The sequence below is a fragment of the Vulcanisaeta sp. JCM 14467 genome (genome assembly GCF_001316245.1).
Lineage (GTDB): Archaea > Thermoproteota > Thermoprotei > Thermoproteales > Thermocladiaceae > Vulcanisaeta.
On the sequence record NZ_BBDM01000005.1, the window covers coordinates 110528 to 135255 of the forward strand.

The following is a 24728-nucleotide window of genomic DNA, read 5'->3' on the forward strand; positions in this document are numbered from 1 at the left end:
AACGCTCCCGTGTACTCAGGCGGTAGGTACCTCGGGAATACCGATGGGGCCATGGTTGGTAGGTAACTCATTAATAGGCTACCCACCACGAAGGACACGATCGCCGCAATGCCGATATTCCTCAGTGGCTCCCTGGGTATGTCATAGAAGTACCTCCTAACGTCATCCAGCGTATGCACATTCCTCTTCAGTCTCAGGAACCAGTCAAAGATTAGGATGAAGGTTAGTGGGAATATGGTTAAGCCCACTAGGTTTAGGAAGTTCTCTATCAGCGAGAGTATCCATATTGAGGCTATTATTGATGCAATACCCAGTATTAAGATTGCCACAGGCTGAGTTAACCTGGCCCTAAACTCGCTCCTGAATCTCCTTATTGCTGGGTCAATTGCCACTAGCAAGTCAATGGCAGATGGGTACAGGTTCATGGCATTTGTATGTATTATAGCCAGTGAGGCGCCTAGGGCAGCTATCAAGACCCAAATTGGTGTTGATGGTGGGAAGGATAAGGCTGCAATGTTCCAGTTATGGGCGTAGTACTGCCCGGCGAAGCCGAGGATGCCCATTAGGTATATCGGTATTATAATGCCTATTGGCGTGGCCAAGCCATAGATTATATTCACCCTATCAGCGGGTTTCGCAAACCTCGACGTTGTCGATGTCTTGTAGGCCCATGACAATGCACCGAAGGCCAGCATTAGGTCTATTGCGGCTCCCCACTGGGCGTTGGGGCTTGGCGTCGTTGACCATAGGGTTGACCAGGATACGTGGTACTGCGTGACTAGGTAGTAAGTCAGTACTGCGTAGCTGATCAGCAGTATTACTGATGTGTACCTGTAGAAGTACTCAAGCCATTTAAACCCAAGTATTACCAGGAATATTTGTATTGCGCCCATTATCACGTACCAATAAATAATCGGCGTATGAGTCACCGCGGCGAGTATTTCCGAACCAACGGCATTGTTCAGCGCGAACCAACCAATATTAATCACCGTGTATAGTAACGACAGGGCCTGGGCAGTGCCATAACCAAAGGTCTTCCTGGCGATTACCAGGGCCGTCAGTGGTATCTCCCTACCCATCTCAGAGAACAGTAGCGTGGGTATTACACCAAGTATGAAGGCAAAGGTTATTGCGATCAACATGCCCTTAAGCCCTAAGTTAAAGAGCAGGTAACCAGCCAATGGAGTTGCGGCAGAGGCCGACGCCATCGCCCAAAATATGAACAAGTTATACGACCTGTACCTCCTCAGCCTTGTTGGTATTGGTAAAACACCTATCGTCTCCAACTCCTTACCAAACCTGCCAAACTCGGGCAAACCCTTGGCCAATTCCTCCAGCTTCTTCTCATCAAATTCCTCCAGGACCATGGCCATCACCTCTTCAACCACTCTTTAATCACGTTCATTGTTAGGTGCTTTAGGCCCATGCTTGACTTAATACTGTCCCACTCATACAGTATCCTAACTGCCTCATTTGCCACCCTGATCGCATCCTCAACACCTGCATCGGGTACGAACTCATTGGTCTTCCTATTGGCTATGGCCGCCATGACACCACCAGCCCTCGCGCCGTGGACATTGGCTATCGTGTATATCGTGGCCGCCTCCATCTCGAAGTTGAGCACATTCATTGAGGATAGCGTGCTCACGATGTCCCTGGACCACGGCGGTTGGTAATCCCCAAAGCCAGGCCTACCCTGCCCAACGTAGAAGTCCGCGGTCGACGCCGTTAAACCCACGTGATACCTAACGCCGAGCATTTCAGCTGCCGTCACCAGGCTAGCACGACGTCGTAACTGGCCACGGCTGGGTACTCCGGCATTGCATAGGCGTTGCTTGCTCCGTCTAACCTCACGGCACCCGTGTTTATAATTACATCACCAACCCTAATCCACTCCTGCAACGCCCCAGTCGTGCCAACCCTAATGAACGTGTTTGCGCCAAGGGTCAACAACTCCTCAATGGCTATGGCAGCCGCGGGCCCGCCAATCCCGGTGGACACGGCAGATATTGGGGCTCCCTTATACGTGCCCGTGTAAGTCACGTACTCCCTATGCGTGGTTATCGCCCGCGCACTGTCCCAGTACTTAGCGATCCTAGGCACCCTGTCTGGGTCGCCCGGCGTTAGGACGTATGGGGCTACGTCACCGGGGCCGGCCATTAGGTGGTATACCTTTGTACCAACCGTGGGCCTCAGCGCGGACATTAACCAATAAGGCGATTATAATCTTTAAAGAGTTAACCGATATCTCCGAGTACGGTGGCCTGGCTGGACTATTTGATGAGGTGGTTAGGGAGTATGGTAGGTCATTCTATAGGAGGGTTGACATGCCCTTCAACAACGGTAAGGAATTCATCAACAGGAATAGGGACACCATAATCAGGAAGCTCCAGGAACTCGGTGACACCAGGCAGTTAATAACGATAGACGGCGTGAAGGTAATCTTCAACGACAACTCCTAAGTCCCAATCAGGGGCAGCGGGACAGAACCAATCATTAGAATCTACGCCGAAGCCCCAACCCAAGAAAGACTAAACCAAATAATCAACCACACAACCACCCTAATCAAACCCTAACAAAGACACGAAGCCATGCACTGAAGAATATTTAGCGTGCACGAAATCGTGCATGCAATTTTAAGCATTTCCTTTGCGGAGTTGAACGCATCAATGTTCGTATAGAGTGCATGGTACCGTGCACACATTCCGTTTTACATTGTATAAATTACCATTAGAACAAACACGATATTTAGAAGTTGAATTGATCGTGGGAACAACAATTCAATTCCAAATACAAATCGTGAGAACAAACACGGTTCGTGAAGATTAGGAGTAGAAAGATGTTCTAATGGAAGCAAAACACGAAGAAGAAAAACTTATAAAGGGACAAATAAACCAGCGAACCAGAGGATTTCAATAGAATATTGAAACTCAAAATAATCATTGCCCTACGCAAAATCTGGGTAAGGCTATAGAGGATTTCAATAGAATATTGAAACATATTCAACGCAACGACGGGCATGACGCCAAAAGCCCACGCGAGGATTTCAATAGAATATTGAAACATTGAGTACAACAATGAGCGTAGGAGGAAGAGGGTGCAAGACCCAACGAGGATTTCAATAGAATATTGAAACACCATAAAGCCTAGCCAGGTCTAAACGCTTATGACGCCTATGAGGATTTCAATAGAATATTGAAACGATGATTCTTGTTCCAGATAGGTCGTTTTTCATTAATGATACTATTCGTGAGGATTTCAATAGAATATTGAAACTTGCCCATCAACCCTCACCACAATGATGTACTTCCTAGAGGGTTTCAATAGAATGTTAGGGTTTTCTTCGGGTATGTTTTCTTCTTTTAGAGTATTTGTGGCTTGGTTTTGTTGGTGGAAAGTTGTAAATTGGGTTTGTTTCTTCTGGTGGTTGGGGATATGAGGTTGTTTGTTGGGTGGTGTGGGTTTCCCTGGTGTATGTTTGTTGGTTCCTGGTTATTTGAGGGTCTTGAGGTTGTTAGGTACGTTAGGGATGCCACGCCGGTGGTTCCGCCGGAACCAATTGTGGAGTTGAATAATGTCAGTGGTGATACCCTTCGTCAGTTGTTGGTTAGGCTTAGGCAGTTGGTTTCCCTTGTCACCGTGGTTGCTTGGGCTAGGAGGGTTGGGCTTAGGGTCTTTGTTCACGCATCAGCCATGCCTGACCCAGTTAATGACTTTGTTAGGGCTGCCCTGGCTGGTGGTGCGGATGGTGTCTTGGTTGATGATTTCGTAAGCATTAGTAGTGACCTCATCGAAGTTGTGCATGTTGGCGAGAAGGTCAGTGATGGTTCTGTGAATTACGTGGTCGTGGGTCCTGACGTGCAGGTTCAGCAGCCTGTTAGGGCTTATGGTGTTATTCTCAGGGATGTGGTCATTAATAAGGAGTGGTTATTACGTATTAGGGATAAGCTCAGGTTAACTTATGGAAGTAAGGAATTCCTCGCAGCATTAGATAATTCATTACTCAGGAGGGAGATTATTGAGGAGTTGCAGGGTGTCGTTGATGGTATAGTGGTTATGGAGATACCTAGTGTGGTTTCCCTGGACTTTGACGGGCATAAAGCGCTCAACGTTTTTTAGGTGCGTGAATTGCTACATTGATTATGAGACTGAGGGTGAGATGAGGAAGTGCCCAAGGTGTGGTAATAGGTTGAGACCCGTGATTAGGCGTTGGGATAAATTAACCGTGATTGAGCCGAAGGTGCTAAGGCTCAAGGCAAATGATGAGATTAAGTACATGCGCCTGGGTGCGCCCAAAGTTATTAATTACTAGGTGTGTGGCTTATTTTCGTTGGTTGATGATTAGGGGCGATAGGCTTGTTGTGGCTAAGTACATGCTTGAGGATGATTTCATTGGAGAATTGGGTAGTGATAGGGCTAGGTTGATCCTCTACGTTCATGAGGATAAACCCATAGAGCCCAGTTATGGCCCGTCAGTTGATAGCCTGGACTTACCTAAAGGGCTAATAGATAAGTTGAGGGGTCTTGGTGTTGATAGGCTTTATGACTTTCAGTGGGAGGCTTATCAATCAATAGTTAGTGGTGATGATACGGTCATAATGGCTGGGACTGGTGTCGGTAAGACAGAGGCGTTTTTACTACCATTGATCTCAATGATCAGTAAGGAGGGTATTAAGGCGCTGATCATGTACCCAACCAAGGCCTTGGCTAGGGATCAATTGCTTAGGATGCAGAGGTACTTCGCGGCAATTAATATATCGGTAATGCCCTATGACGGTGACACACCAAGCGAGGTCAGGTCTAGGATATACTCATCACCGCCGGACATACTCATTACGAACCCAGACATGGTTAGTGAGGCGTTGACCCACGTTGGTAGGTTTAGGGATTTACTACGTGAGTATAGCGTTGTTGTTCTTGATGACTTTCACGTGTATAATGGGGTCTTTGGTGCTCAGGTTCATTACGTGCTTAAGAGGATGGGTAGGTTCATGCGTGATCGCCAGTTCGTTGTTTCCACGGCCACTGTCGGGAATCCCGTTGACTTTGCTAGGGAGTTGCTTGGTGTTGATGAGGTTAGGCTTGTTAGGGGTCCTGAGGGTAGGAGGGGCTTGGTTAGGCATGTCCTGGTTAGTCCAATAACTAGGGGTAGGCTCGCTGAGACTGCTGAGTTGGCTAAGGTATGTATTAGGAGGGGTATGAAGTGCCTTGTGTTTGCTGATAGTCATAGGTTTGTGGAGTTGATTAAGAGGCTCCTTGACAGGGCTGGCGTTGGTGATAGGGTTAGGGTTCATAGGGCTGGGCTCACGATTGAGGAGAGGCATGAGGTTGAGGATGGGTTTAGGGAGGGTAGGTACTTAATTCTTTTATCAACGCCGACCCTAGAGATGGGTATTGACGTTGGTGATGCTGATGTTGCGGTAATGGCAACAATACCACCGAGCTACTCCAAGTACCTGCAAAGGGCTGGTAGGGTTGGTAGGAGGGGTCAGAGGGCCTATGTGATCCAGGTCCTTGGTGATGACCCGATGAGTACGTACTATAGTTCGAACCCGCGGGAGTTCTACATGAGGAGACCTGAGGACTTATACGTTGAGTGGAGGAATGATGAGATTGCCAGGAAGCACTGCCTATTAATGGCTTATGAAAGGCCTGTGAGGAGCGGTTCCGTGGATCTTTATTGTGAGGAGATTCTTAAGTCACTGGTGAGTGAGGGTTTGGTTGAGGTTAGGGGTAATTACTACGTCGTGACTGACAGAGGTCGTGAGGCTGCCAAGGCTATACACGGTATTAGGGGTATTGGTGACGTTGTTAAGATTGTCGAGGGTAAAAGGGTCATTGGGTATAGGGAGTTGCCCATGGCGCTTAGGGAGCTTCATGACGGTGCGATTTACCTGCATGGTGGCAGGATCTATGAGGTCTATAAGTTGGACCTGGGAAGCAGGACTGCCCACGTGAGGAAGCTACCGAGTGATTATGACTTCTATACAACGGCGCTTTACAGTTCCGAGCCTAGGATTGATGAGGTCCTTGAGGAGGGCTTCATAAAGTCCGTGCCGTATCAGTACGTTAAGTTAACGATTAGGGAGGTGGTTCATGGTTACGTGGTTAAGAGATTTGGTAGTGGTGAGGTTGTGGAGAGGAGGGAGTTTAATGAACCGTTCACGTATGAATTCAGGACTAAGGGCATTGTTATTTACGCTCCGTTCATAACCTTTAGTCCGTTCGAGAATGTTGACGTTGTTGAGAGGGGTAAGGCTTACCATGCTGCTGAGCACATAATGATAATGGTTGGAGAGAACGTGATTGGTGCTGGACCCACGGACCTGGGCGGCATTTCATACCCAACAGGTCACATAATAATCTATGACTCATACCCAGGCGGTTCGGGCACTGCCAAGATGCTCCTTAGGAATATCGATGAGGTTCTCAGGATATCGCTTAACGTGCTTACTCATTGCACGTGCATTGATGGTTGCCCCAAGTGCGTTTACTCGCCGTACTGTGGCAATGATAATCATTACCTGTCAAGGAAGAATGCCATTAAGGTTATTGACTCAATAATGAAGGGTGTCTCATCTAAAATTACCGAGTTACCTACTGAGGGCTCCTATGATTAGTGCCTATCATCGCTAATTTCCTAGAAATACTGAGGAATGCGGGCATGAGTATAATTAACGGCACCACGTACGTTATCACCCTAAACCAAACATCATAGGCCAGGTAATAACTACCCAGGCCAAGGCTATTCAGTATGTATAGGTTAGCGAGTTCACCAATGCCTGCTGATCCAGGTAGTACTGATATGTACGTGAGGATTATGTAGGAGGATGAGATTAGGATCCCACTCACCAAACTTATGTGGATGCCGAGGGCATAGAATATCATTACTACGTTAAGTCCTGACAACACCCATTGGATTATTGATGCGAGAAAGAGCGCGAGGTAATCAATTACCGTGAGCTTGATACCGTATACCTCACCCTCATTGATCAATATGAAGTTACTTGCAATGCTTATCTTCGAGCTGATAAACCTAAATACCTTCTCAATGTACCTACCCAACCTCGCACTCACTATTGCTATGAACAACACTACGTAGGCCAGGAGCAGTATTAATGCCATTATGAGCGCTATGTAGGGGACCGCGACAAGGCTTAGTAGGTAAAGCACGAGTACTATGGATGTTAATGTTATTGTGTCAACCGTGTAGCGAAGGACTATTCCCTCGGTAGCCCTGGTCGTCGGCAATCCCTTAAATGTTAGGTAGGCTATTGATACGGCCTCACCACCAATGTAGAAGCCCGGTACAAGCAGTGAGGTGAATGTTTGTGCCGCGGCTATTTTAATGAGTTCCCCGGTCCCTACCCTATAGCCCATGCCCCTATCAAAGATTATGCTGAGTCTAAGGCCAACCAGCGATAATTGGGCTAGGTATATGAGCTCGGAAATTACCAGGTAGAATGGGTATTTGGGGGGCTCGTACCTGGCCTTTGCTAGGCCTGATTTTATTAGTATAATTATCGTCGCCATTATTACGGCTATGGAAATTACTATGAATACGGCATCCCTACGCCAGTCTCCACCGCTAATGCCGTTATGCCTACTCAATCTAATTAACCGAATTATCGCAGTTTTAAGGGTTTTCGCACAGGGGTTTAGTATCCCGTAATTTCTTGGCTATGACTTGCGTATCTCTTTTTAAATTGAAAGTGATTCCTCAATATTAATGCTAGATAAATTATAGGAATAGTTTATTACCGAGGCACGTGATGAGACTATACGAATTTGATTCCATCAACCCTGGTAAGTACGCCCGTGTATAGGAACGACACTTGCCTAAGGGCTACGTAATAATCAAACTCATTAAGTGCGGAGATCCCATCAATTGGTACGACCACGTTGTACCAGTTAAGTGCGGCGCTACCGGCTGTGTGTAGTACGCATATGTTGGCCACGGTACCTACTATCACTAGGTTCGTTGCGTGAACAACATGCCTAAGCACGTAGTCCAGGTCAGTGCCGAAGAATGCGTCATACCTGCGCTTCCTAATCACTATGTCATCGGGCATGGGCTTAAGCTCATCGACAATCTCCGCACCCCATGTACCCATTACGCAGTGCTCGCCCCAAATCCTGAACTCAGGATCATTCTTGAAGTGCCAGTCCTGGGTGTATATTATGGGTACGTTTGCGTCCCTAGCCTTCGTCAATAACTTCTTTATCGCTGGTATTGTGGCCTGCGCAGTTGATACGTAGAGTTTTCCGCTTGGTTTTACGAAGTCATTCTGCATGTCGACGACTATTACCGCGGTGCTTGATGCGGGGAGTTGAACCTCCTCTTTAATTTCAATCTCGGGTATTTTCACAGTACCTGTTACTTTCGACATTACCTCCAGGACTGATAGACACCCTAATATTTTTGAGGCGGCAAAAAATTACCTATTCATATTAATTTTAAATCATCCTTTGAACCCTAAGCATGAACTGCTTTATCTTCGACATCACATTCTCAACGTGCCAGACAGGATTCACGAAAACCATCAACCAGCCCTTGGAACCCATTTCGAAGAAGGCGATTTTGAAGTTTGAGAAGCGAATTATGAGGTATTGATATGAACCGAGGAGGTCATCATTGATTTTAGCGGTGTGATCAACGAACTCTATGAGGGAGAGGAGGTTTTTGAGGGATTTAACGGTGAGGGTGTTTGGGATATGATAAATAAGTGGGATGCCGTTTGAATCAATGATGGCGGCGCCGATAATTACTTCACCGTCTATTAACTCACTAAGCATTATCCGCTTAAGCTCGGTTTGAAGCGTCTTCTCAACGACCTTTTTATCGGGAGAAACATAAATTACCAAACTAATCCCCACAGAATTGCCAGCGCAACTCTTTATAAGCCTTATCACTTCAATTTATGTACTATAGAGAGTACGTAGAAGTATGTAGATGAAAATATATTTATAATACGTAGAAAATGATGAAACTACGCACCACCCCTCTTACCAGCCCTACCAAGCATTTCATGAGCCCTAGCCAACTCATCCCTGGCCAATGCAAGGACGAGATTCACCTCACCGGCAAGCACCGCCGCCGCCACGATCTCCGCAAACTTAAGGGCGTTTGTCCCAGGTGGATTTCCCGAGCCGTAAACACCAAGCATTTGAAGCATCTCCCTCTGCGTTGGTAAACCAGTTCCACCACCCACAGTACCCACCTCAAGGCTTGGCAACGTGACAGATACGTAGAGGTCCCCATTATTGAGTGGCTCCATCCAGGTAATGCCCATGCTTGACTCAACGACCTGCGCCACGTCCTGCCCTGTGGCTATGAATATGGCCGCTATTATGTTGGCGAAGTGGGCATTGAAGCCGTAGGAGTGAGCCAGTGCTGAGCCGAGTAGGTTCTTCCTATTATTAACCTCGGCCACATCCTCCGCCGTTACGCCCCACTTCTCTAGCGTATTCCTTGGTATCACGATTTCGCTAATCACGGTCTTACCCCTACCGAGTAGGAAGTTTACGGCATTGGCCTTCTTATCAACGCACATATTACCGCTAAGCGCCACTAGCCGCGCCTTTGGGAAGTGATTCAGTATGTACTTGACGGCTTTGTCCGTGGCTATTGTTACCATGTTCATACCCATCGCATCGCCGGTCGTGAACTTAAACCTAAGCCACACATTATTACCAACAATAAACGGTTGAATACTGACTAGCTTAGCATGCCTACTTGTTGACTCAGCCACACTCTTTACCTCATTGAAGTGTTCATTAACCCAATTAACGAGTTCCACGGCATCAATAACGCTTGGCACCGCAATTACAGGGGCCCTCGTCATCCCATCATTAATAACCTTACTTCTGGCACCACCCGCCTCAGTGACTATCTTGGCACCCCTATTTACGGAAGCTACCAGCGCACCCTCCGTGGTTGCTAACGGTATGTAGTATAGTCCATTGGCATAATCGCCAATTACTCGTAGAGGCCCTGCAATTCCTATTGGCACCTGCGCAGCCCCTATTGTGTTTTCAATATTCCTACCAACCACTGTGTTGAAGTCGATGACGGTCCTACCAACATTATCAAGCTTCATATTAACCCTACTCTCAATATACCTCCTCCTAACCTCGGTCGCCTTATTTGAATCATTAAAGAGTTTGTCCAGCTCGTGAAGCTTTAGCTCGCCCTTATCAATTTTCGTGAATATGTCCTCGAGACTTATTTCCTCAACCATTACATGGGCTATATTCAGGGAATATTTAAAAACTTCACATTTATGGCAGCTGCTGGTGTTTAATACGACAGAAGTATACGTCGTAGCCCACTCCCTCGTACCTGGCGGTAGGCATTATGAGAAGGGGCTGAAGGAGTTATTCGCCGACGCTTCCTAAAGGTTCTTGACCAGGTCGGTAATGCTGACCTGGGCGCCATATACGTGGCTAACGCCTTCTCCGAGGTGCTTCAAGACCAAAGCGTCCTTGGGGCCTACCTAGCCGATTACGTTGGCCTTAGGAGAATACCGGCCATCAGGATCGAGAGTGGTGATGGTTCAAGCGGTATTGCCGTCCTAGAGGCTTACAACATGGTTAAGGCGGGGATTTATGACTGTGTGGCTGTTGTTGGAGTTGAGAAGATGCATGATGTTGTTAATGTTAAGTTGAATAAGGCGTTATCCACAATAACTGATTATGAGTATGAGGGATTCTTCGGAGTAACGCCGGCGGCCCAGGCCGCGATGGCGATGAAGGAGTACATGGTTAAGTATGGTTATGATTATGAGGACCTGGCGATATGGCCAATAAAAATGCATGAGAGAGGGAGTAAGAACACTGGCCTATATGAAGAAGCAGGCAACGCTTAAGGACGTGCTTGAGTCTGAGGTCGTTGCCGACCCACTTAGGCTTTATGATGTTGCGCCCGCCGTGGATGGCTCAGCCGCGGTAATACTATGCAATAAGCCCATTAAGAGTGACGCTGTGATTAGGATTGATGGTATTGGCGTTGGTGCCTATGGGACATACCTGGGCCAGAGGGATTCATTAACGGAACTACACTCTGTTAGGGATGCCACAAACATGGCCCTTAGGATGGCGCATGTGTCGATAAGCGAAATAAACCTTGCGGAGGTTCATGACACATACAGCATACTTGGCATGCTCGCACTGGAGTCCATGGGTCTCGTTAGGCCTGGTGAGACGCCTAGACTCCTATCCACCGGTGCGTTGGATGCGGGTAATAAATTGGTCGTTAATGCGGGTGGTGGACTTAAGGCCATGGGATTCCCTGGTGGGGCGTCAGGTATGTATGAATTGGCCTTAATGGTTATGGAACTTATGAACATAAAGCCCTTTGAGTCACTGGGTAGGGCTGAATTGGGTATTGTCCAGGACATGGCTGGTTTCGACTTAGTATCAACAGCAGTAATACTCAGGAGGGTGAGCTGACATGGTGGACCAAAGACTATCCATACCAAGGTACTGGAGGAGGATGCCCCAGTACTACAGGCTTGAGGGCGTTCAATGCGTTAAGTGTGGCAGGATTTACTACCCACCAAGGGCGGTGTGCGAGTGTGGTTCTAGGGAGTTTAGGCCATACCCGTTGCCAAGCACTGGTAAGCTCATAAACTTCACCGTACTTTACTCAGTGCCCGTTGAGTTTGAGAAGATGAAGCCCCTCATCATCGGCGTAGTTGACCTAGGTGGCGTTAGGGTTGTTGGCCAGATAGTGGATTGCATGGACGGAGAAGTTGAGCCCTGGCATTGACGTTGAGGTTGTGTTTAGGATGGTTAAGATGGACGGTACATACGGCTTAATAAACTACGGCTATAAGTTCAGACCAATCAATAATTGCTAAACCTCTTAAGAATTAAGACCCTCACCTTAAACGCCTCTTAATCCAATCACATAAACCTTCATTACCATTACCCACACAGAGTACGTATGACCTTACAATAAATGCGAGGTCTGCCAGGAAGCCCGCTGTTACGTAGTCCTGGGCCTTCAATGCATGGGTCAGGGCCTCGACTATGAGTGAGTAGCCATGATTGGCTCTGTTAGGTCCTCATCAATGCCCGTCAGATAATCCCTACTTATACGTAATTCACCCCTAGCTAACCTAACGTATTGATAATACGACACCGCAGCCGATATCGTATTACCTGGGTCATTACCATTTACAACGTCCAAGTAGGGCTTGGCATACTCACCGCATGCCATTAACCTACTAACTACCTTATCCCTGTCACCACTACCCAATAGAGTCCATAGGAACTCCTCCATTGCACTTATTACCTCCTGACTGCAGTCACTCCTCCTCGCTTGATTCCCTCCCTCCTGCATACTCATCAAACCACTTCTTCAACTCATCAATGCTCGGTTCCAGTAGTACTAAGCCCTTGCCTGGCTCGATTTCATACTTCATGGCCTTCCTGTAATGATTTGTTAATCGTGCCTTCTTTATTATTAACCACCTCTCAATCTCCTTCTTCTTCTCAGGTTGTTCAATCCACATGTGGATTATGGCATCGGCGATATGTTCTGCGCCAAACCCAAAGGTCATGCCCGTGGTTGGTGCGAATTGGTTAGTCATTATGACCGTAACATTAGACCTATAGAGACGCTGCCTTAATCTATACGTTATCAACCTAGCCATGGCGGGGGCGTGGGCCCACATTGGGGCTAGACTATCTATTATCACGAGGACGTCCTTAGTCACCTTACCCTCCTCACTCACGCCGAGGACCTCGTAAGCCCTCTCGATACTCGCCATGACAACCTCCATGCTAAGTGGTGACTTAGCCTTTGACTTACCCTCCTCTTCCTCACTAGCCTTGAGGAGTTCCCTGTACTGTCTAGCCAAGCCAAAGAGGTCAATCACGACTAGGTTTGTCTTCACGTCCTTCACCTTACCAGCAAGTACGTCTGCGAGACTAACCGCATCACTAAGGTCAATGTTGAACTGCCTAGCCTGCCTAACAACGTCGAAGAACCTTGTCTCGGTGCTCACGTAAACAACAGGCATAGCATCGACATTAGCACCAGCAGCCTGAATAGTCAATATAGACTTACCAACGCCAGGCTCGCCAGTCACCAGAAGCCAATTCCCGCGAGGAACACCGCCGAGTAATGCATAATTAAGCCAATCAATCCCAAGGCTAATCCTCTTCACAGAACTAGACATCAAATGCGGGTTGCGGTTCTGGATTTAAAAAAACATTTTTAAATTAGTAATGCGATATTAAACTCTTAGTTGCTTAATGTCTGGGAAGTCATCCTCGAAGTACTCATGCTCACCCCTAACACCCTTATTCCTCTTCTCACGCTCAAGGCCCCTAAGCTCAACACGCCTAATCTTACCGCTAATCGTCTTGGGAAGCTCATTCACAAATTCAATAACCCTGGGCCTCTTATACGGCGCTATGTTAAGCCTAATGAACTTGAATATGTCGTAAGCCAAATCCTTACTTGGCGTGTAGCCTGGCTTGAGGACTATGTATGCCTTAGGTATGAAGCCCCTTATTGGGTCTGGGCTTGGGACCACGGCCGCCTCAGCCACGGCTGGGTGCTTAAGCAGGTCACTTTCAAGTTCGAATGGGCTAATCCTATAGTCGCTTGACTTGAAGACGTCGTCTGCACGGCCGACGAAGGTTAGGTACCCATCCTCATCCATGAATGCCACATCGCCGGTGAAGTATAGGCCGAGCCTAAACACCTCCCTATTCTTATTCTCATCATCATAACCAACCATTAGGCCACTGGCCTTGGGCTTGCCCTAACGGCTATGTGCCCATCCTTACCAACGCCCACTGGGTTCCCATCCTCATCAACCAGTACAATGTCGTAACCAGGGGCTGGCTTACCCATTGAGCCTGGCTTGATCTTCATACCTGGGAAGTTACCAACCATGAGCGTGGTCTCGGTTTGCCCATAACCATCGCGTATGTACTTACCAGTGGCCTTATAAACACGTTCAATGACCTCCGGGTTCAATGGTTCGCCCGCGCTCACGAAGCTCTTGATCTTCTCTAGGTTATACTTCGTTAAGTCCTCAAGTATTATCATACGCCAAACAGTTGGTGGCGCACATAGCGTGTCAATGCCGTAATTCTCAAGAATCTTGAGGTGATTGGCCGCACTGAACCTGCCGCTATAGTCGTAAACCACCGTGGTAGCGCCCGCGTTGAATGCTGCGAAGAATGTTGACCAAGCCCACTTAGCCCAGCCAGGGCTTGATATGTTCATGTGCCTATACCCCGCTTGGCGCCAACCCAGTACATCGTTGTTAGGTGACCAATTGGGTAGCTTGCGTGGGTGTGCATAACCATCTTTGGCTTTGCCGTTGTGCCAGATGTGAAATAAATCAGGAGCAGCTCATCTGTCCTTGTCTTAACTCCCTGGAAGTTCTCGGACTTGCCGCTGGTTAATTCGTAATAATCAAGCCAGCCAGGGCCTGGCTTGCCAATGGTTATGAAGTATTTAACACCGAGCTTCTCAAGCCTATCCCTGATCTGATCAATCCTACTAACTACCTCTGGATCGGCTATTACGGCCTTAAAGTGCGCCCTCGCGGCTCTATCCTCAATATCCGTAGGTAGCAACAGGGTTGTTGCTGGCGATATTACAGCACCCATCTTCATTAACGCAAGGAATGAGTCGAATAACTCAGGCCTATTGTTGAGCATTACCATGACAACGTCTCCACGGCCAATACCCAACTCGGTGAGTGCATTAGCCAACTTGTTAGACCTTGCCCTGAGCTCTGGATAACTGAAGACTCGGGAGTCGCCGGTCTTAAACAGCTCATCGTTTATGTAAATGAGGGCGGGATTGGTGGCGGTCTCGGCAAGGTACTTATCGAAGTAGTCCACGGCCCAATTAAACTCACCAGGCGATGGCCACTGAAAGTTCGCCTTAGCCTCCTCATAACTGCTAGCATTCAGTAGTAATTCTCTCTGTCTCAGGAACCCATTAAATGTGGAGCTGCTCATGTTCTCTGCATTCTATGCTAATTAATGAATTTATAAATTTTACCCACTAATGTATTTTAGTCTTTTACACTATATGTAAGTAAATATAAGGTAATACTTATAAACTTTAATTAGCAAGGGGAATAGATCGATATGGTCTCTGTGGCACAGACAGCTCTAAATACCTGTTTTGGGAGGCTGCGGTTATGCTCCTTGTAATAGGCTTCGTTAATGTCGGTGTGGGTAAAAATGAGCCGCGGGATTTCGGTATCGTACTACTCTCAGGCGCCCTAATGGAGACCATAGCCATGGCCTTCATAATAATGGAGGGCGATGTATTTGGTGCAACAGTCGCTGCTGCGTTCGTATTACTGCTGTGGATGCTAGGTATTGGCTTGATCATAGGTAAGAACTTAATGGCAATGAATCATGCCCTTTGGTTCACTGGCATATTCTTCGCATTAATAACGGCAGAACTCATTGCAATGCACGCCATAATGTTGTCAATTGCTATCGGCTTACTGCCCATAATAACGATACTACTTTCGATTGCTCATTACATGAATAAACCAATGATAGGCAGGATAGCTGGCATGGTATCCATTATAGATGGCTTTCTCTTCTTCGTATTAGCTTACGCAGGCGCGGTTGGTATCGTCTTACCATAATTTATGCATTTCTTCCTTTCCTTTAAAAATCATATTCTTTGTATTCTTTTTCTTTATTTTTACTCACGATCAATTTTATTTTCATATCAAGTATAATCTTTAATCAGCTCGTCTCTTCCTAAATCACCGGTCATCCATATCATCGACCATCATCACCGGGTAATTTACCTCCCTTAGGGGATTTAAACCTGAATGCCAATCAGTGATGCCACTATTATGCCGGCTACGACGGTTGTAAAGCCCAATGCCGACCTTAGATTTAGTCTCTCCCTAAGCTTTACTACTGCCAGGACCTCAGTTATCACGGGTGACAATGCCGTTATTAACGTTGGCACTGCAATCCCCGCGTAGTCCACGGACAATATGTACAGTGGGCCTCCAACACCATAACTAACGAGCCCGGCAAGAAAGACCTTATTGCTAATTTTGATTTTAAAGCCCTCAACCGCCATTTTCAGTATTAATGCCCCAATCATCAGTGTGACCCCCCTAATGAATATGATACCCCAGGGATTTGTGTAATCATAAGCCTGTAAAGAGCTAGGAAGGAGAAGGCGTAGAGTATGGCTGACAGGAGCGCCATGAAGTACCCATAAAACGTGCCTTTACCCGAACCCATTATTAAGTAGAGACCGACCATTATCAGTATGGCAGGCCACGTATAAGTCAGGTATGACGGGCTAATCACAAGCAACAATATGGGGAGCATGACGACATAGGCATAGGATATGACATTGGCAATGCCCACATCTGCATACCTAAGCGAGATTAGGAATACGTATGTCCCAAACATTGGCCCAAGTATGGCGAAGAGGGTACCGTAAAGCCAGGCACCACCATTTAATGGTGGCTTGAGTAGTATGAATGGTATGGCTAATACGAAGGCGCCAAGCGAGTTCGATATTAGGTCATCGAATACGCTGTCACTGGCGCCGACCCTATAGAGTATTGGCGATACTGCCCAGGTGAGTGACGCCACCACCGCCAGTGCAATGCCTATTAGGTAAGTCAGCATATGTTCTCCCTGGAATGTAACTTTAGGTATTAAAGGCATTCTTCTAATTCACTGATTGAACGCCAATTCCAGGTAAAAATATTAAATGTCCTCATGAACTTATCAATTAATGAATCGAAGAGCGGCATCCCTGATCGTTGGGATTGCATTACTAATAATTGGCGCTTTAGTAATAGCCTATCACTGACTCAGCGACAAGCCATGGTGCAAATACCGACAAACGCATCATCACCATCATACCTACTACTAAGCAATTGGAGGAACCTAAGCATATACGTATCCACGGGTTACCCAATACCAAAACCGGTGCTGAACGGTGAATCCTCAGGACCACCATCAATCCTCCAGGTATTTTACGGACAATATGGGCTCCTTGGCATTAACGTAACGATAATAAACCTGGGAAATACGAGTGAGGCATACTTAACGCTGAATAATACAGTAGTTATTAAGGGCAGTAATGGTGAGGTATCAATATTCATACCGCCGAATTATACGACCATAACCATCATTGCCAGGTCGGGTAGTCAACTCACAATCGACGTGTCCATGCCGGCATCCTACACGTACCAGGTAATTAATGATACCTTCATAGTCATCAAGTCGCCACTCCTGTTCAGTATATACTCAGGTAGTGGGATTGCGGTAAGGAGTGTGGATGGTTGGACTGTACTTAGTGTCAGCGGTAATTACACGTACTTAGTCCTAAACCTTGGTGGTGAGTCAGTAATTCCGATTAATGAGCTAATGAGCATTAACAATAAGGAGATCAGTGAGTGGTTGGAACTAGCGAGAAAGCCTAAGCTAAGTGGTGCCTTGCTCACTGAGTATTACCTGAGCCTCCTCCTTCTAATGGATGACCAAAACCCAGTTACTGGCGAGTTCGTGGCATCCCCCGAGCCAGTCTACCTCTATAGCTGGGTTAGGGACTCCTCATTCGCAGCAATGGCGCTGCAGGCGGCTGGTTATTACGAACCAGCCATGAAGTACTGGCTCTGGATGTGTAGTGCCCAGAACTTGAGTGGTACCTGGTACACACGCTATAACTTCTGGTATGGAACGCCCGACAGGACCTTCGGTATTCCCGAGTACGATAGCATTGGGTTGTTCCAGATCGGTGTTTGGCAATTCTATGAGGACACGCACAACAAGACCTTCCTGCTGGCGGTGCTACCCTGCCTCAACAAGTCACTGAATTGGGAATTAATGAGCATTAGGGAGAATAATGGCTTAATACCGAAGGACCTAAGCATTTGGGAGAGCAACTACGCCTATAACTTCTGGACCCAGGCAATCGACGACCTAGGCCTATATGTCTCGGCACAGATCTATAGAGTGCTTGGTCTCAATAACACGGGGATACTCAGGGCCGCCGATGAATTAAACGCCACAATACAGAGGTACTTCTACACGGGCAAGTTCTACTCACAAGCAATTACAAGTACGGTGGTGTATACGGCTAGTGGCTCACAAGCGACCTACGCACCTAATGGAATACCTGACTCGTCAGTGATATTACCGATAACCATGGGGTTAATAAACCCATGCAGTGCCAGGGCAGTGAGTACCGTCAATACTGTAGCGCGTGCATTAATGGTTAATGGAGGATTAGCGAGGTTCCCAGGCGATGATTATCACTATGACTCAAGTCTCTACGATAGTACAGCGCCAGACCCGCCTTGGTTAATAACCACGTTATTCCTCGCCATGTACTATGAGGACGTCGGAAATTACACAGGCGCCTATAACCTGCTTACATGGTGTGTTGAGCATTCGCAGCATGGCTTATTGCCTGAAGCCGTTGACCCGAGACTTGGCTACCCATTACCGACAACATCTCCACTCACCTGGTCAGCCGCTATGTATGTACTCGCAGCCCTTAATTATAAGCCGCCGCAGAAACCCGTGGTCACAACCATTGTCCTTATCGCTATAGTGGTTATCATGCTCGCCATAGTAATGATCGTAGTTTATGGGAGGAGCCCTAGACAAGCCTTATAGTCTCGCCATTATTCATGAAGACGGTTGGTATCTTAAGCTGGAGCTCCAGGGTCAGGGCTAGGTTCATGATCTTACTTGGTTCACCATGAACAAGCATTATCTTATGAGGCTTAGGCTCCATGTTCCTCACGTAATTAATCAACTGCCTCCTATCACTATGCCCCGAGAAGCCCGGTATGGACTCAACCTTCATCTTAATGTCAAGCGTAACCCTATCAGAGTAGTACCTAACCGTCAACTTCCTCTCACCCTGCTGAATCCTCCTACCAATCGTGTTCTCCGCCTGATATGAAACGAAGATGAGCATGTTCCTCTCATCCTCAGCCGCATGCACGAAGTAATCCATTATAGGCCCACCATTAAGCATACCATGAGGTGCAAGTATCACGGCTGGCGGCCCCTGCAGTATCTCCATGACCTGCTCTTTACGCTTCTCAGGGTCCCTAGCCCTCTCGATTGGCTTAACGTACTCACTCAGGAATGGGTTTATACCATCATAGATCATCTCCCTCAACGTCCTATTCAAGTAGTCGGGGAACATTAAGTGAACGTTCAGTGTCTCGAGAACCATACCATCGACGTAGATCGGTATCTTGGGCATCTGCTTATTATTAATCGCCTCATTAAGCACCAGGAGTATTTCCTGAGCCCTACCCGTACTAAAGACCGGTATCAAAACCTTACCATCATGCTCAACAGCGTGCTTAACCAACTCAATAAGTCTCTGCTCACTCTCCTGCCTAGGTGGTTGAACATCCTCCTTACCACCGTACGTGCTCTCCATAATGAGTAACTCAGCCCTCTTGAACTTATTATGCGCCGGGTTCAGTAGCCTCGTTGGGCCGTACTTCATGTCGCCCGTGTAGATTATGTTGTATAACCCATTACCAATGTGCAGGTGGACCACTGCCGAACCAACCTCATGGCCCGCGTCGTATAGCATGAGTTTCGTGTCTGGCGATATGTCCGTTGGGTGGTCAGCGTAGTTAAGGGTTATTGTGTGGTAAAGGGCCTGGGCTAGGTCCTGCCTACTGTAAGGTGGAACCCTGCCCTCAGACTCGGCCTGCTCTATGTAATCGGTTAGGAGCACCTCCATTAGGTACTTGGTCGGCTCCGTCATGTAGACCGGGCCTTATAACCGTACTTAAACAGGTAAGGCACAAAACCAATGTGGTCCATATGGGCGTGGGTTATGACCACGGCATCCAAGGTGTCCAAGTCAAGCTCGTCGAGTAATGGCGCTTCATCGCCTGTACTTGACGGCTTAACACCGCAGTCAAGTAGTATTGAACTTTCCTTAGTCCTCACCAGTATGGCGCTCCTACCCACCTCCATCTGGGCGCCCAGTCCAGTAACGGTTATCCTCGCATCCCTATACACGGGCTCCCTATGAATCCTCATTCCAAGCCTCCTGAGGAACTCAAGCCTATCCTTGGCAGTGGCTATTTGAATCTGCTTAACAGCGTCAATGTCAGACCTGGGCAGGCCTGCTCCCATTTCGAGGGCCGTGGGTATTATCCAGGGCTTCCAACCAGTCTCGGCCAGGATATCCTTCTCCAACTTACTCCTCTCCCTAATGGGCTTCCTAAGGTATACGTACACCTCGCCCGTGGGTTCATCAACCACTATGTCATCGATTATGTTTGAGCCCACGCTCTTAGTCACCATGTCCGTAATAACCTTCTTCAACTTATCAACCTCCCTAATCCTAACCTTCGGATCACCCCTAATGATTATGTACTTCTTCAACTCCTTAGCAAGGGTCTTAATGTACTCACTATGCTCCATAACGTACTTTGGATTCATCACGTAGATAATCACGTTCGGGCCCTCAAAGTCAACCCTAGAGAACTTGGCTTCGGGGGGCAGGATCTCCATAATCTTCTTCTCCATCTCCTCCCTTAAGGATGCCATACCTAAAACCTCGAGAACCAAGGAACGAACACGCAGAAACTTAAAAAAATTATCTCTAAAGGGCATGAGAAATAACAGCTCCTCCCCATCCTAATTCCGATAACGAAAACTAGATAAAGCAGTAAGTAATGACTATAGCATGCCAAGGGAGGAATACATAAGGTATAGGGCGAGTGACGGAAGTGGGTTAACGGCCTTCCAAGTAACCCCGGACACGCCGTATAAGTCGGCCGTTATAGTGATACATGAAATATTCGGGATAACCGAGTTCATTAGGAACGTGGCAAGGCGGTTAGCCGGGTTAGGCTACCTCGCCGTGGCGCCAAACCTATACTCAAGGAGGGCTGATGTACTCAATGAGCAGAACATTGCCAATGTAATGAGGAGGTTTTGGTCACTACCGCCGGAGAAGAGGGCGGATCCGAATGCAATCAATGAGTTAATGAGTACATTATCACCAACCGAGAGGGAGATAGTCCAGGAACTAGTCATTAATAGGGAGACGACCGAGGAGAGGATGGTGAGGGACATAGTTGATACGTACAATTACGTGAAGTCAACGTACAACGTCGAGAGGATGGGAATAATAGGCTTCTGCATGGGCGGTGGGTTGGCCTTTGAGGCATCGACTAGGGTCCCCTTCGATGCATCAGTCATTTACTACGGTAGGAACCCCAGGAATATAAGTGACGTAGCCAAAATAAGGGGCGCAATACTCACCATATACGCAGGCGAGGACCCAATGATAAACCAGGGAATACCGGACCTAATGAGGGCGGTAATCACGTACAAGCCCAGGTTCGAGATGGCCTTCTACCCAGGCACGTACCACGCCTTCGCCACAGAGGGCGGGCCCGTGTATAATGAGGCTGCGGCTAGGGATGCGTGGGAGAGGACTGTGAACTTCTTCAGGAAGTACCTAGGGTGATGGACATGGGTGATGAAAATAAGTATGAATCAACGGGTAGTGTTGTTACGGACTGCTTCCTAACGTGGGTGGAATTGCTGGAGCTGAAGGAGAAGAAGGGTAGGGCTGGAAATGATGAGGTTAAGAATAGGCATTAATTATTACGTGGCTATTCGAGACTAAAAGCTTAAAACTGCCCGTAAGTTAGGTGTATCGGGGCCGTAGTCTAGCCTGGCTAGGATGCTCGGCTTGGGCAGCCACCGCAGGCTACAGCTTAAGGGCCTGCGGGCTCGCGAACCCGAGTGATCCCGGGTTCAAATCCCGCGGCCCCACCACATCAAGTCACCACCTTACCTAGGCAATCATTCTCAATGCATTCCCTGACCTCCATCGCAATTCTCCTACCAAGGCTTATGGGCCTACCGAAGTAGAGCTTACTGTACTGGCTACCAACGCCCATATACACGTTGGTGCCGCCGCCAATCCTGAAGGCCACGTCAAAGACCACGATGTCCAGGTCGGGTGTCACCATTAACTGTAGCGTGAAGGGCCCAATGACGCCAGGCGGCTCAACCTCCTCGGCAGCCTTTACGAACCTGTCGCCAACCTCGAAGAGCTTATTTAATTCGCTCTCCCTAATCGTGGCTGGTTCATGCCCTATCTCGATCATCTCAACATCGAAGTAATCCCTAATCTCGAGTTGTATGTCCGCAGTGAGCCTAAGCAAGCCGTCCAGGTTTGTCTGGATCCTCCTGTCAATACTCAGTATCTCCACCTCATCCCTAGCCACACTCCTGAAGTAATTAACATTGAAGTGGGCCCCGACCACTAACTCCTCGATGGATGCGTTACTCATGTCGGTCTCGTTAATGACACCATCACTCACGAGCCTCCTAAGCTTCCTCCAGAAGTCCTCCCTATCCACGGCAACGAAGAATCCCCTCTCAACCCTCTTCTTCGCATGTGGCATCTTGACCATGACCGGCCTATCAATGTCGTCAGGCGATGCATAGGTCCTCGGCCTCCTAATGCCAGCCCTGTCGAGTATTTTATAGTACGTCTTATCCCCAATCCTCTCCTCATACCTAAGCAGGTACCTATTACCGAATATGGGCACTGGGAACCTGCCCTCTATCGTGTCGTAACCCACGTAGACAGCGAAACTCCTATTAGGCACGAATACGGTATTCAATGACCTGAGCCTACCCACTATGTCCTCCCTGGCAACGTCGGCATACCTATCGAGTATTAGCGGTATGTCCACAATCCTCCTGAACCTCAGGTACGTAGTCTCCCTACCCCTTTGGCAAACGGCTATTGTCCTGAATCCCTCATCCTTAGCTCCATCAAACACGTCGAGCGCCGAGTGGCTGGCGACGGCGGCTATGTGCATTGAGCCAACACTCAATTTATAACCGCTCAGTAACTCCTCAACACTGTACTTGCCGCTAACCATCATGTGACCACCCTGTCCAGCTCATCCCTCTCAATTGCCATTTTTATCTCCCTGGCAATCCTCCTACCATGCTCATGGGTTCATTCCAGTATAGGTATGAGTATGGGCTACCGCCTATGTATAGGTTCGTGCCTGCCACTATCCTGCCTGAGAACTCGAAAATCCTTATGTTGGTCTCGTCATCAATGACACCCTCCAGTGAGAAGGGCCCTATGACACCTGGCGGTAGGCTCCTCCTTGTCTCCTCCACGAACTTAATGCCGTAATCCAACACCTTGGGCAGTAGGCTCTCCCTCAGGACCAGGGGTAGGTTACCAACGACGACGAAGGTTGGTTTCAAGCCCACCTCAATGATTACGTCTGGCGGTAACCTCCTTAGGCCGTCTATGTTGGTTTCATACCTAATGTCCGCACCCAGTATCTCAACCCTGCCCAGGATTGGGCTGTAGAAGTAATGGAAGTAGGTGGTGACGCCAATTAGGTACTCCTGTACAATAGCGTCCCTAGGCGATTTAATAAGCCCCTCCCTAACCCTCTCCTCAACGCCCTTAATAACCTCCTCACCACTCCTGGCTATGAAGTAGCCCCTACCACCCTTGGCACCAGGTAGCTTAACAATGACGGGTCCATGAACCTCATCACCGACGCGTACAGCCTCGGTATTGGTATACCAGCCCTCCTCAGCAATTCCATCTTAGCCCACTGATCACTCTCGACTCTGAAGAGGCCCCTGAGCCCGAAGATGGGTATTTCAATCCTCTCAGCACAATCAAGGCCCACGTACTCCACATAACTACCGTGCGGCACCAAAATGGTGTTTAGGGACTGGAGCTTACCAACCACGTCAGGGCTACACAACTCCCTCCAGTTGTTTAGGATCACGAAGTCATCGATTAGGTGCCTAAACTGCTCATAGAACCAAAGCCTATCCCTAAGCACGATGGCTATCGTCCTGAACCCCTCGAATTTCGCTCCATGGAATATCTGGAGCGATGAGTGGCTGGCCAGCGTTGCAATGCTCACCCTATCCAGGTCATACCTGGAAATAACCTCACTCACCAATCACCACCCCACCGCCCAATAACTTACCGTACAACTCCCTGGACACGTAAATGGGTAGTGCATCAAAGAATATCAAGTCATTCGATGAGTACCAGGGACCCTCACGCCAGATGGAGGCCTTACACACTACAACGCCGCCAACCCTCCTGACCAAACCCTCCAGAGCCCTCATTGTGCTACCCGTGGAGACCACATCATCGAATAGGCAAACCCTCCTACCCCTAATCAACTCTGCATCATCCATGTCTAGGACGAGGATCTGGGACTCCCTGGTGGTTATGGACCTGACACTCTCGGTAGTGTAACCCCTCATATAGCCCTTAACACTCTTCCTAACAACCACAAACCTAACATGGCCGAGGGCCCTGGCGGCCTCGTAGGCAATGGCAATGGCCTCGGCAGTAACGACAACCTCAGGGCCATAGCGACTAACGGCCCTGGCAATCTCGGCGCCAGCCCTATTAATGAACTCCACATCACCAAGGACAAGCCTGGCGTCTGAGGCAATCCACAAGCCATCGCCAACAGGCACGATAGGCAAACTACGCCTAAGCCCAAAGACCTCCACCTCGTGGAGTGGCTGACCCTCATAAACCCTAACAAACCCGGCACCTAACGAACCCATCAAAAACCCATTTACAACACTTATTTAAAAATTACTCGCCAAAAATTACGGAATTATCATGATAAATATTTAAACAATTAATGAAATATAGAAAGCCCCACCATGAT

At 48.0% G+C, this 24728-nt stretch carries 21 protein-coding genes, 1 tRNA gene, 6 pseudogenes and 1 CRISPR repeat array; of the genes and pseudogenes, 13 read left to right on the top strand and 15 right to left on the bottom strand.

What is annotated here, in order from left to right:
• Window positions 1–74: 74 nt before the first annotated feature.
• Both JCM14467_RS16635 and udp read right to left on the bottom strand, forming a co-directional pair.
• Window positions 75–1373, bottom strand: a pseudogene (locus JCM14467_RS16635) (purine-cytosine permease family protein); the annotation flags it as partial.
• Window positions 1373–2205 (bottom strand): annotated as a pseudogene (udp, locus tag JCM14467_RS06515) (uridine phosphorylase). The pseudogenes udp and JCM14467_RS16635, both read right to left, overlap by 1 nt.
• Window positions 2206–2285: 80 nt before the next feature.
• Here udp and JCM14467_RS16640 point away from each other — a divergent pair.
• The 5 genes from JCM14467_RS16640 (at window position 2286) to JCM14467_RS06525 (ending at window position 6620) form a co-directional block, all read left to right on the top strand.
• Window positions 2286–2462 (top strand): hypothetical protein, encoded by a 177-nt coding sequence (locus JCM14467_RS16640; protein ID WP_252900951.1) that lies wholly within the window; start codon window positions 2286–2288, stop codon window positions 2460–2462.
• Window positions 2463–2468: 6 nt separating this feature from the next.
• A complete protein-coding gene (locus JCM14467_RS19980; protein WP_342765493.1) occupies window positions 2469–2576 on the top strand; it encodes a hypothetical protein in 108 nt (35 codons plus the stop codon).
• A 329-nt stretch (window positions 2577–2905) separates the two neighbouring features.
• Window positions 2906–3276: a CRISPR direct-repeat array (repeat unit 25 nt; unit sequence GAGGATTTCAATAGAATATTGAAAC).
• Window positions 3277–3435: 159 nt separating this feature from the next.
• On the top strand, window positions 3436–4119 hold the full coding sequence (locus JCM14467_RS06520; protein ID WP_252900952.1) for a hypothetical protein: 684 nt from the start codon (window positions 3436–3438) through the stop codon (window positions 4117–4119).
• Window positions 4120–4123: 4 nt separating this feature from the next.
• Window positions 4124–4312 (top strand): hypothetical protein, encoded by a 189-nt coding sequence (locus JCM14467_RS16645; RefSeq protein ID WP_252900953.1) that lies wholly within the window; start codon window positions 4124–4126, stop codon window positions 4310–4312.
• A gap of 25 nt (window positions 4313–4337) precedes the next feature.
• On the top strand, window positions 4338–6620 hold the full coding sequence (locus tag JCM14467_RS06525; RefSeq protein ID WP_054849548.1) for a DEAD/DEAH box helicase: 2283 nt from the start codon (window positions 4338–4340) through the stop codon (window positions 6618–6620).
• Here JCM14467_RS06525 and JCM14467_RS06530 read toward each other — a convergent pair.
• From JCM14467_RS06530 to hmgA, 4 genes are all read right to left on the bottom strand, one after another.
• Window positions 6598–7611 (bottom strand): lysylphosphatidylglycerol synthase transmembrane domain-containing protein, encoded by a 1014-nt coding sequence (locus JCM14467_RS06530; RefSeq protein WP_054849549.1) that lies wholly within the window; start codon window positions 7609–7611, stop codon window positions 6598–6600. The genes JCM14467_RS06525 and JCM14467_RS06530 overlap by 23 nt on opposite strands.
• A gap of 167 nt (window positions 7612–7778) precedes the next feature.
• A complete protein-coding gene (locus JCM14467_RS06535) occupies window positions 7779–8390 on the bottom strand; it encodes a cysteine hydrolase family protein (protein WP_054849550.1) in 612 nt (203 codons plus the stop codon).
• Between the two features lie 67 nt (window positions 8391–8457).
• Complete coding sequence (locus JCM14467_RS06540; protein ID WP_054849551.1) at window positions 8458–8877, bottom strand: hypothetical protein; 420 nt, start codon at window positions 8875–8877, stop codon at window positions 8458–8460.
• Window positions 8878–8990: 113 nt separating this feature from the next.
• The gene (hmgA, locus tag JCM14467_RS06545) at window positions 8991–10241 is read right to left on the bottom strand and encodes a hydroxymethylglutaryl-CoA reductase (NADPH) (RefSeq protein ID WP_054849552.1); all 1251 of its coding nucleotides are present in this window, start codon (window positions 10239–10241) and stop codon (window positions 8991–8993) included.
• A gap of 201 nt (window positions 10242–10442) precedes the next feature.
• On the opposite strand from hmgA, the gene JCM14467_RS16650 reads away from it, so the two are divergent.
• From JCM14467_RS16650 to JCM14467_RS06555, 3 genes and pseudogenes are all read left to right on the top strand, one after another.
• Window positions 10443–10868, top strand: coding sequence for a hypothetical protein (locus JCM14467_RS16650; RefSeq protein WP_252900954.1), 426 nt, complete (start codon window positions 10443–10445; stop codon window positions 10866–10868).
• Entirely contained in the window at window positions 10816–11451 is a 636-nt protein-coding gene (locus tag JCM14467_RS16655) for a thiolase family protein (protein WP_252900955.1), read from the top strand. Before JCM14467_RS16650 ends, JCM14467_RS16655 begins: the two co-directional genes overlap by 53 nt.
• A gap of 1 nt (window position 11452) precedes the next feature.
• Window positions 11453–11861 (top strand): annotated as a pseudogene (locus JCM14467_RS06555) (Zn-ribbon domain-containing OB-fold protein).
• A gap of 170 nt (window positions 11862–12031) precedes the next feature.
• Here the strand turns inward: JCM14467_RS06555 and JCM14467_RS16660 are convergent.
• The 3 genes and pseudogenes from JCM14467_RS16660 to JCM14467_RS19985 form a co-directional block, all read right to left on the bottom strand.
• On the bottom strand, window positions 12032–12352 hold the full coding sequence (locus JCM14467_RS16660) for a hypothetical protein (protein ID WP_252900956.1): 321 nt from the start codon (window positions 12350–12352) through the stop codon (window positions 12032–12034).
• On the bottom strand, window positions 12312–13187 hold the full coding sequence (locus JCM14467_RS06565; RefSeq protein WP_054849553.1) for an ATPase domain-containing protein: 876 nt from the start codon (window positions 13185–13187) through the stop codon (window positions 12312–12314). Before JCM14467_RS06565 ends, JCM14467_RS16660 begins: the two co-directional genes overlap by 41 nt.
• A gap of 57 nt (window positions 13188–13244) precedes the next feature.
• Window positions 13245–14994, bottom strand: a pseudogene (locus JCM14467_RS19985) (acyl-CoA synthetase).
• 185 nt (window positions 14995–15179) lie between these two features.
• Here JCM14467_RS19985 and JCM14467_RS06575 point away from each other — a divergent pair.
• Window positions 15180–15641: a hypothetical protein gene (locus JCM14467_RS06575; protein WP_054849554.1), complete on the top strand. Its 462-nt coding sequence runs from the start codon at window positions 15180–15182 to the stop codon at window positions 15639–15641.
• Between the two features lie 182 nt (window positions 15642–15823).
• Here the strand turns inward: JCM14467_RS06575 and JCM14467_RS16680 are convergent, their stop codons facing one another.
• Together JCM14467_RS16680 and JCM14467_RS16685 are read right to left on the bottom strand one after the other, a co-directional pair.
• Entirely contained in the window at window positions 15824–16117 is a 294-nt protein-coding gene (locus tag JCM14467_RS16680) for an EamA family transporter (RefSeq protein WP_252900960.1), read from the bottom strand.
• Window positions 16117–16656: an EamA family transporter gene (locus JCM14467_RS16685; protein WP_252900961.1), complete on the bottom strand. Its 540-nt coding sequence runs from the start codon at window positions 16654–16656 to the stop codon at window positions 16117–16119. The genes JCM14467_RS16680 and JCM14467_RS16685 overlap by 1 nt, the downstream gene beginning before the upstream one ends.
• 93 nt (window positions 16657–16749) lie before the next feature.
• Between JCM14467_RS16685 and JCM14467_RS06585 the strand changes: the two genes are divergently transcribed.
• Window positions 16750–18657 carry a glycoside hydrolase family 15 protein gene (locus tag JCM14467_RS06585; RefSeq protein WP_252900962.1) on the top strand — a complete coding sequence of 636 codons (1908 nt, stop codon included), beginning with the start codon at window positions 16750–16752 and terminating at the stop codon, window positions 18655–18657.
• On the opposite strand, the pseudogene JCM14467_RS06590 reads toward JCM14467_RS06585, so the two are convergent.
• Window positions 18641–20571, bottom strand: a pseudogene (locus tag JCM14467_RS06590) (beta-CASP ribonuclease aCPSF1). The gene JCM14467_RS06585 and the pseudogene JCM14467_RS06590 sit on opposite strands and share 17 nt — an antisense overlap.
• Before the next feature lie 139 nt (window positions 20572–20710).
• Between JCM14467_RS06590 and JCM14467_RS06595 the strand changes: the two are divergent.
• The 3 genes from JCM14467_RS06595 (at window position 20711) to JCM14467_RS06600 (ending at window position 21813) form a co-directional block, all read left to right on the top strand.
• Entirely contained in the window at window positions 20711–21499 is a 789-nt protein-coding gene (locus tag JCM14467_RS06595; RefSeq protein ID WP_054849555.1) for a dienelactone hydrolase family protein, read from the top strand.
• Entirely contained in the window at window positions 21499–21636 is a 138-nt protein-coding gene (locus JCM14467_RS16690) for a hypothetical protein (RefSeq protein ID WP_252900963.1), read from the top strand. The genes JCM14467_RS06595 and JCM14467_RS16690 overlap by 1 nt, the downstream gene beginning before the upstream one ends.
• A 57-nt stretch (window positions 21637–21693) precedes the next feature.
• A tRNA-Ser gene (locus JCM14467_RS06600) sits at window positions 21694–21813 on the top strand.
• A gap of 2 nt (window positions 21814–21815) precedes the next feature.
• Here the strand turns inward: JCM14467_RS06600 and JCM14467_RS06605 are convergent.
• The 3 genes and pseudogenes from JCM14467_RS06605 to JCM14467_RS06615 all read right to left on the bottom strand — a co-directional run bounded on the left by JCM14467_RS06605 (window position 21816) and on the right by JCM14467_RS06615 (window position 24621).
• Complete coding sequence (locus JCM14467_RS06605) at window positions 21816–22871, bottom strand: formate--phosphoribosylaminoimidazolecarboxamide ligase family protein (RefSeq protein ID WP_054849577.1); 1056 nt, start codon at window positions 22869–22871, stop codon at window positions 21816–21818.
• A 62-nt stretch (window positions 22872–22933) separates the two neighbouring features.
• A pseudogene (locus JCM14467_RS06610) lies at window positions 22934–23993 on the bottom strand (DUF1297 domain-containing protein).
• Entirely contained in the window at window positions 23986–24621 is a 636-nt protein-coding gene (locus JCM14467_RS06615; RefSeq protein ID WP_054849556.1) for a phosphoribosyltransferase family protein, read from the bottom strand. The pseudogene JCM14467_RS06610 and the gene JCM14467_RS06615 overlap by 8 nt, the downstream one beginning before the upstream one ends.
• Between the last annotated feature and the right edge of the window lie 107 nt (window positions 24622–24728).

Coding starts and splice junctions, on each gene's coding strand:
- JCM14467_RS16680 (WP_252900960.1), bottom strand. CDS start 16,117: ATGATTGGGGCATTAATACTGAAAATGGCGGTTGAGGGCTTTAAAATC.
- hmgA (WP_054849552.1), bottom strand. CDS start 10,241: ATGGTTGAGGAAATAAGTCTCGAGGACATATTCACGAAAATTGATAAG.
- JCM14467_RS06525 (WP_054849548.1), top strand. CDS start 4,338: ATGATTAGGGGCGATAGGCTTGTTGTGGCTAAGTACATGCTTGAGGAT.
- JCM14467_RS16660 (WP_252900956.1), bottom strand. CDS start 12,352: ATGAGTATGCAGGAGGGAGGGAATCAAGCGAGGAGGAGTGACTGCAGT.
- JCM14467_RS06605 (WP_054849577.1), bottom strand. CDS start 22,871: ATGCACATAGCCGCCGTCGCCAGCCACTCGGCGCTCGACGTGTTTGAT.
- JCM14467_RS06520 (WP_252900952.1), top strand. CDS start 3,436: ATGAGGTTGTTTGTTGGGTGGTGTGGGTTTCCCTGGTGTATGTTTGTT.
- JCM14467_RS16690 (WP_252900963.1), top strand. CDS start 21,499: ATGGACATGGGTGATGAAAATAAGTATGAATCAACGGGTAGTGTTGTT.
- JCM14467_RS06565 (WP_054849553.1), bottom strand. CDS start 13,187: ATGTCTAGTTCTGTGAAGAGGATTAGCCTTGGGATTGATTGGCTTAAT.
- JCM14467_RS16655 (WP_252900955.1), top strand. CDS start 10,816: ATGAGAGAGGGAGTAAGAACACTGGCCTATATGAAGAAGCAGGCAACG.
- JCM14467_RS06535 (WP_054849550.1), bottom strand. CDS start 8,390: ATGTCGAAAGTAACAGGTACTGTGAAAATACCCGAGATTGAAATTAAA.
- JCM14467_RS06585 (WP_252900962.1), top strand. CDS start 16,750: ATGAACTTATCAATTAATGAATCGAAGAGCGGCATCCCTGATCGTTGG.
- JCM14467_RS06575 (WP_054849554.1), top strand. CDS start 15,180: ATGCTCCTTGTAATAGGCTTCGTTAATGTCGGTGTGGGTAAAAATGAG.
- JCM14467_RS16685 (WP_252900961.1), bottom strand. CDS start 16,656: ATGCTGACTTACCTAATAGGCATTGCACTGGCGGTGGTGGCGTCACTC.
- JCM14467_RS06595 (WP_054849555.1), top strand. CDS start 20,711: ATGCCAAGGGAGGAATACATAAGGTATAGGGCGAGTGACGGAAGTGGG.
- JCM14467_RS06615 (WP_054849556.1), bottom strand. CDS start 24,621: ATGGGTTCGTTAGGTGCCGGGTTTGTTAGGGTTTATGAGGGTCAGCCA.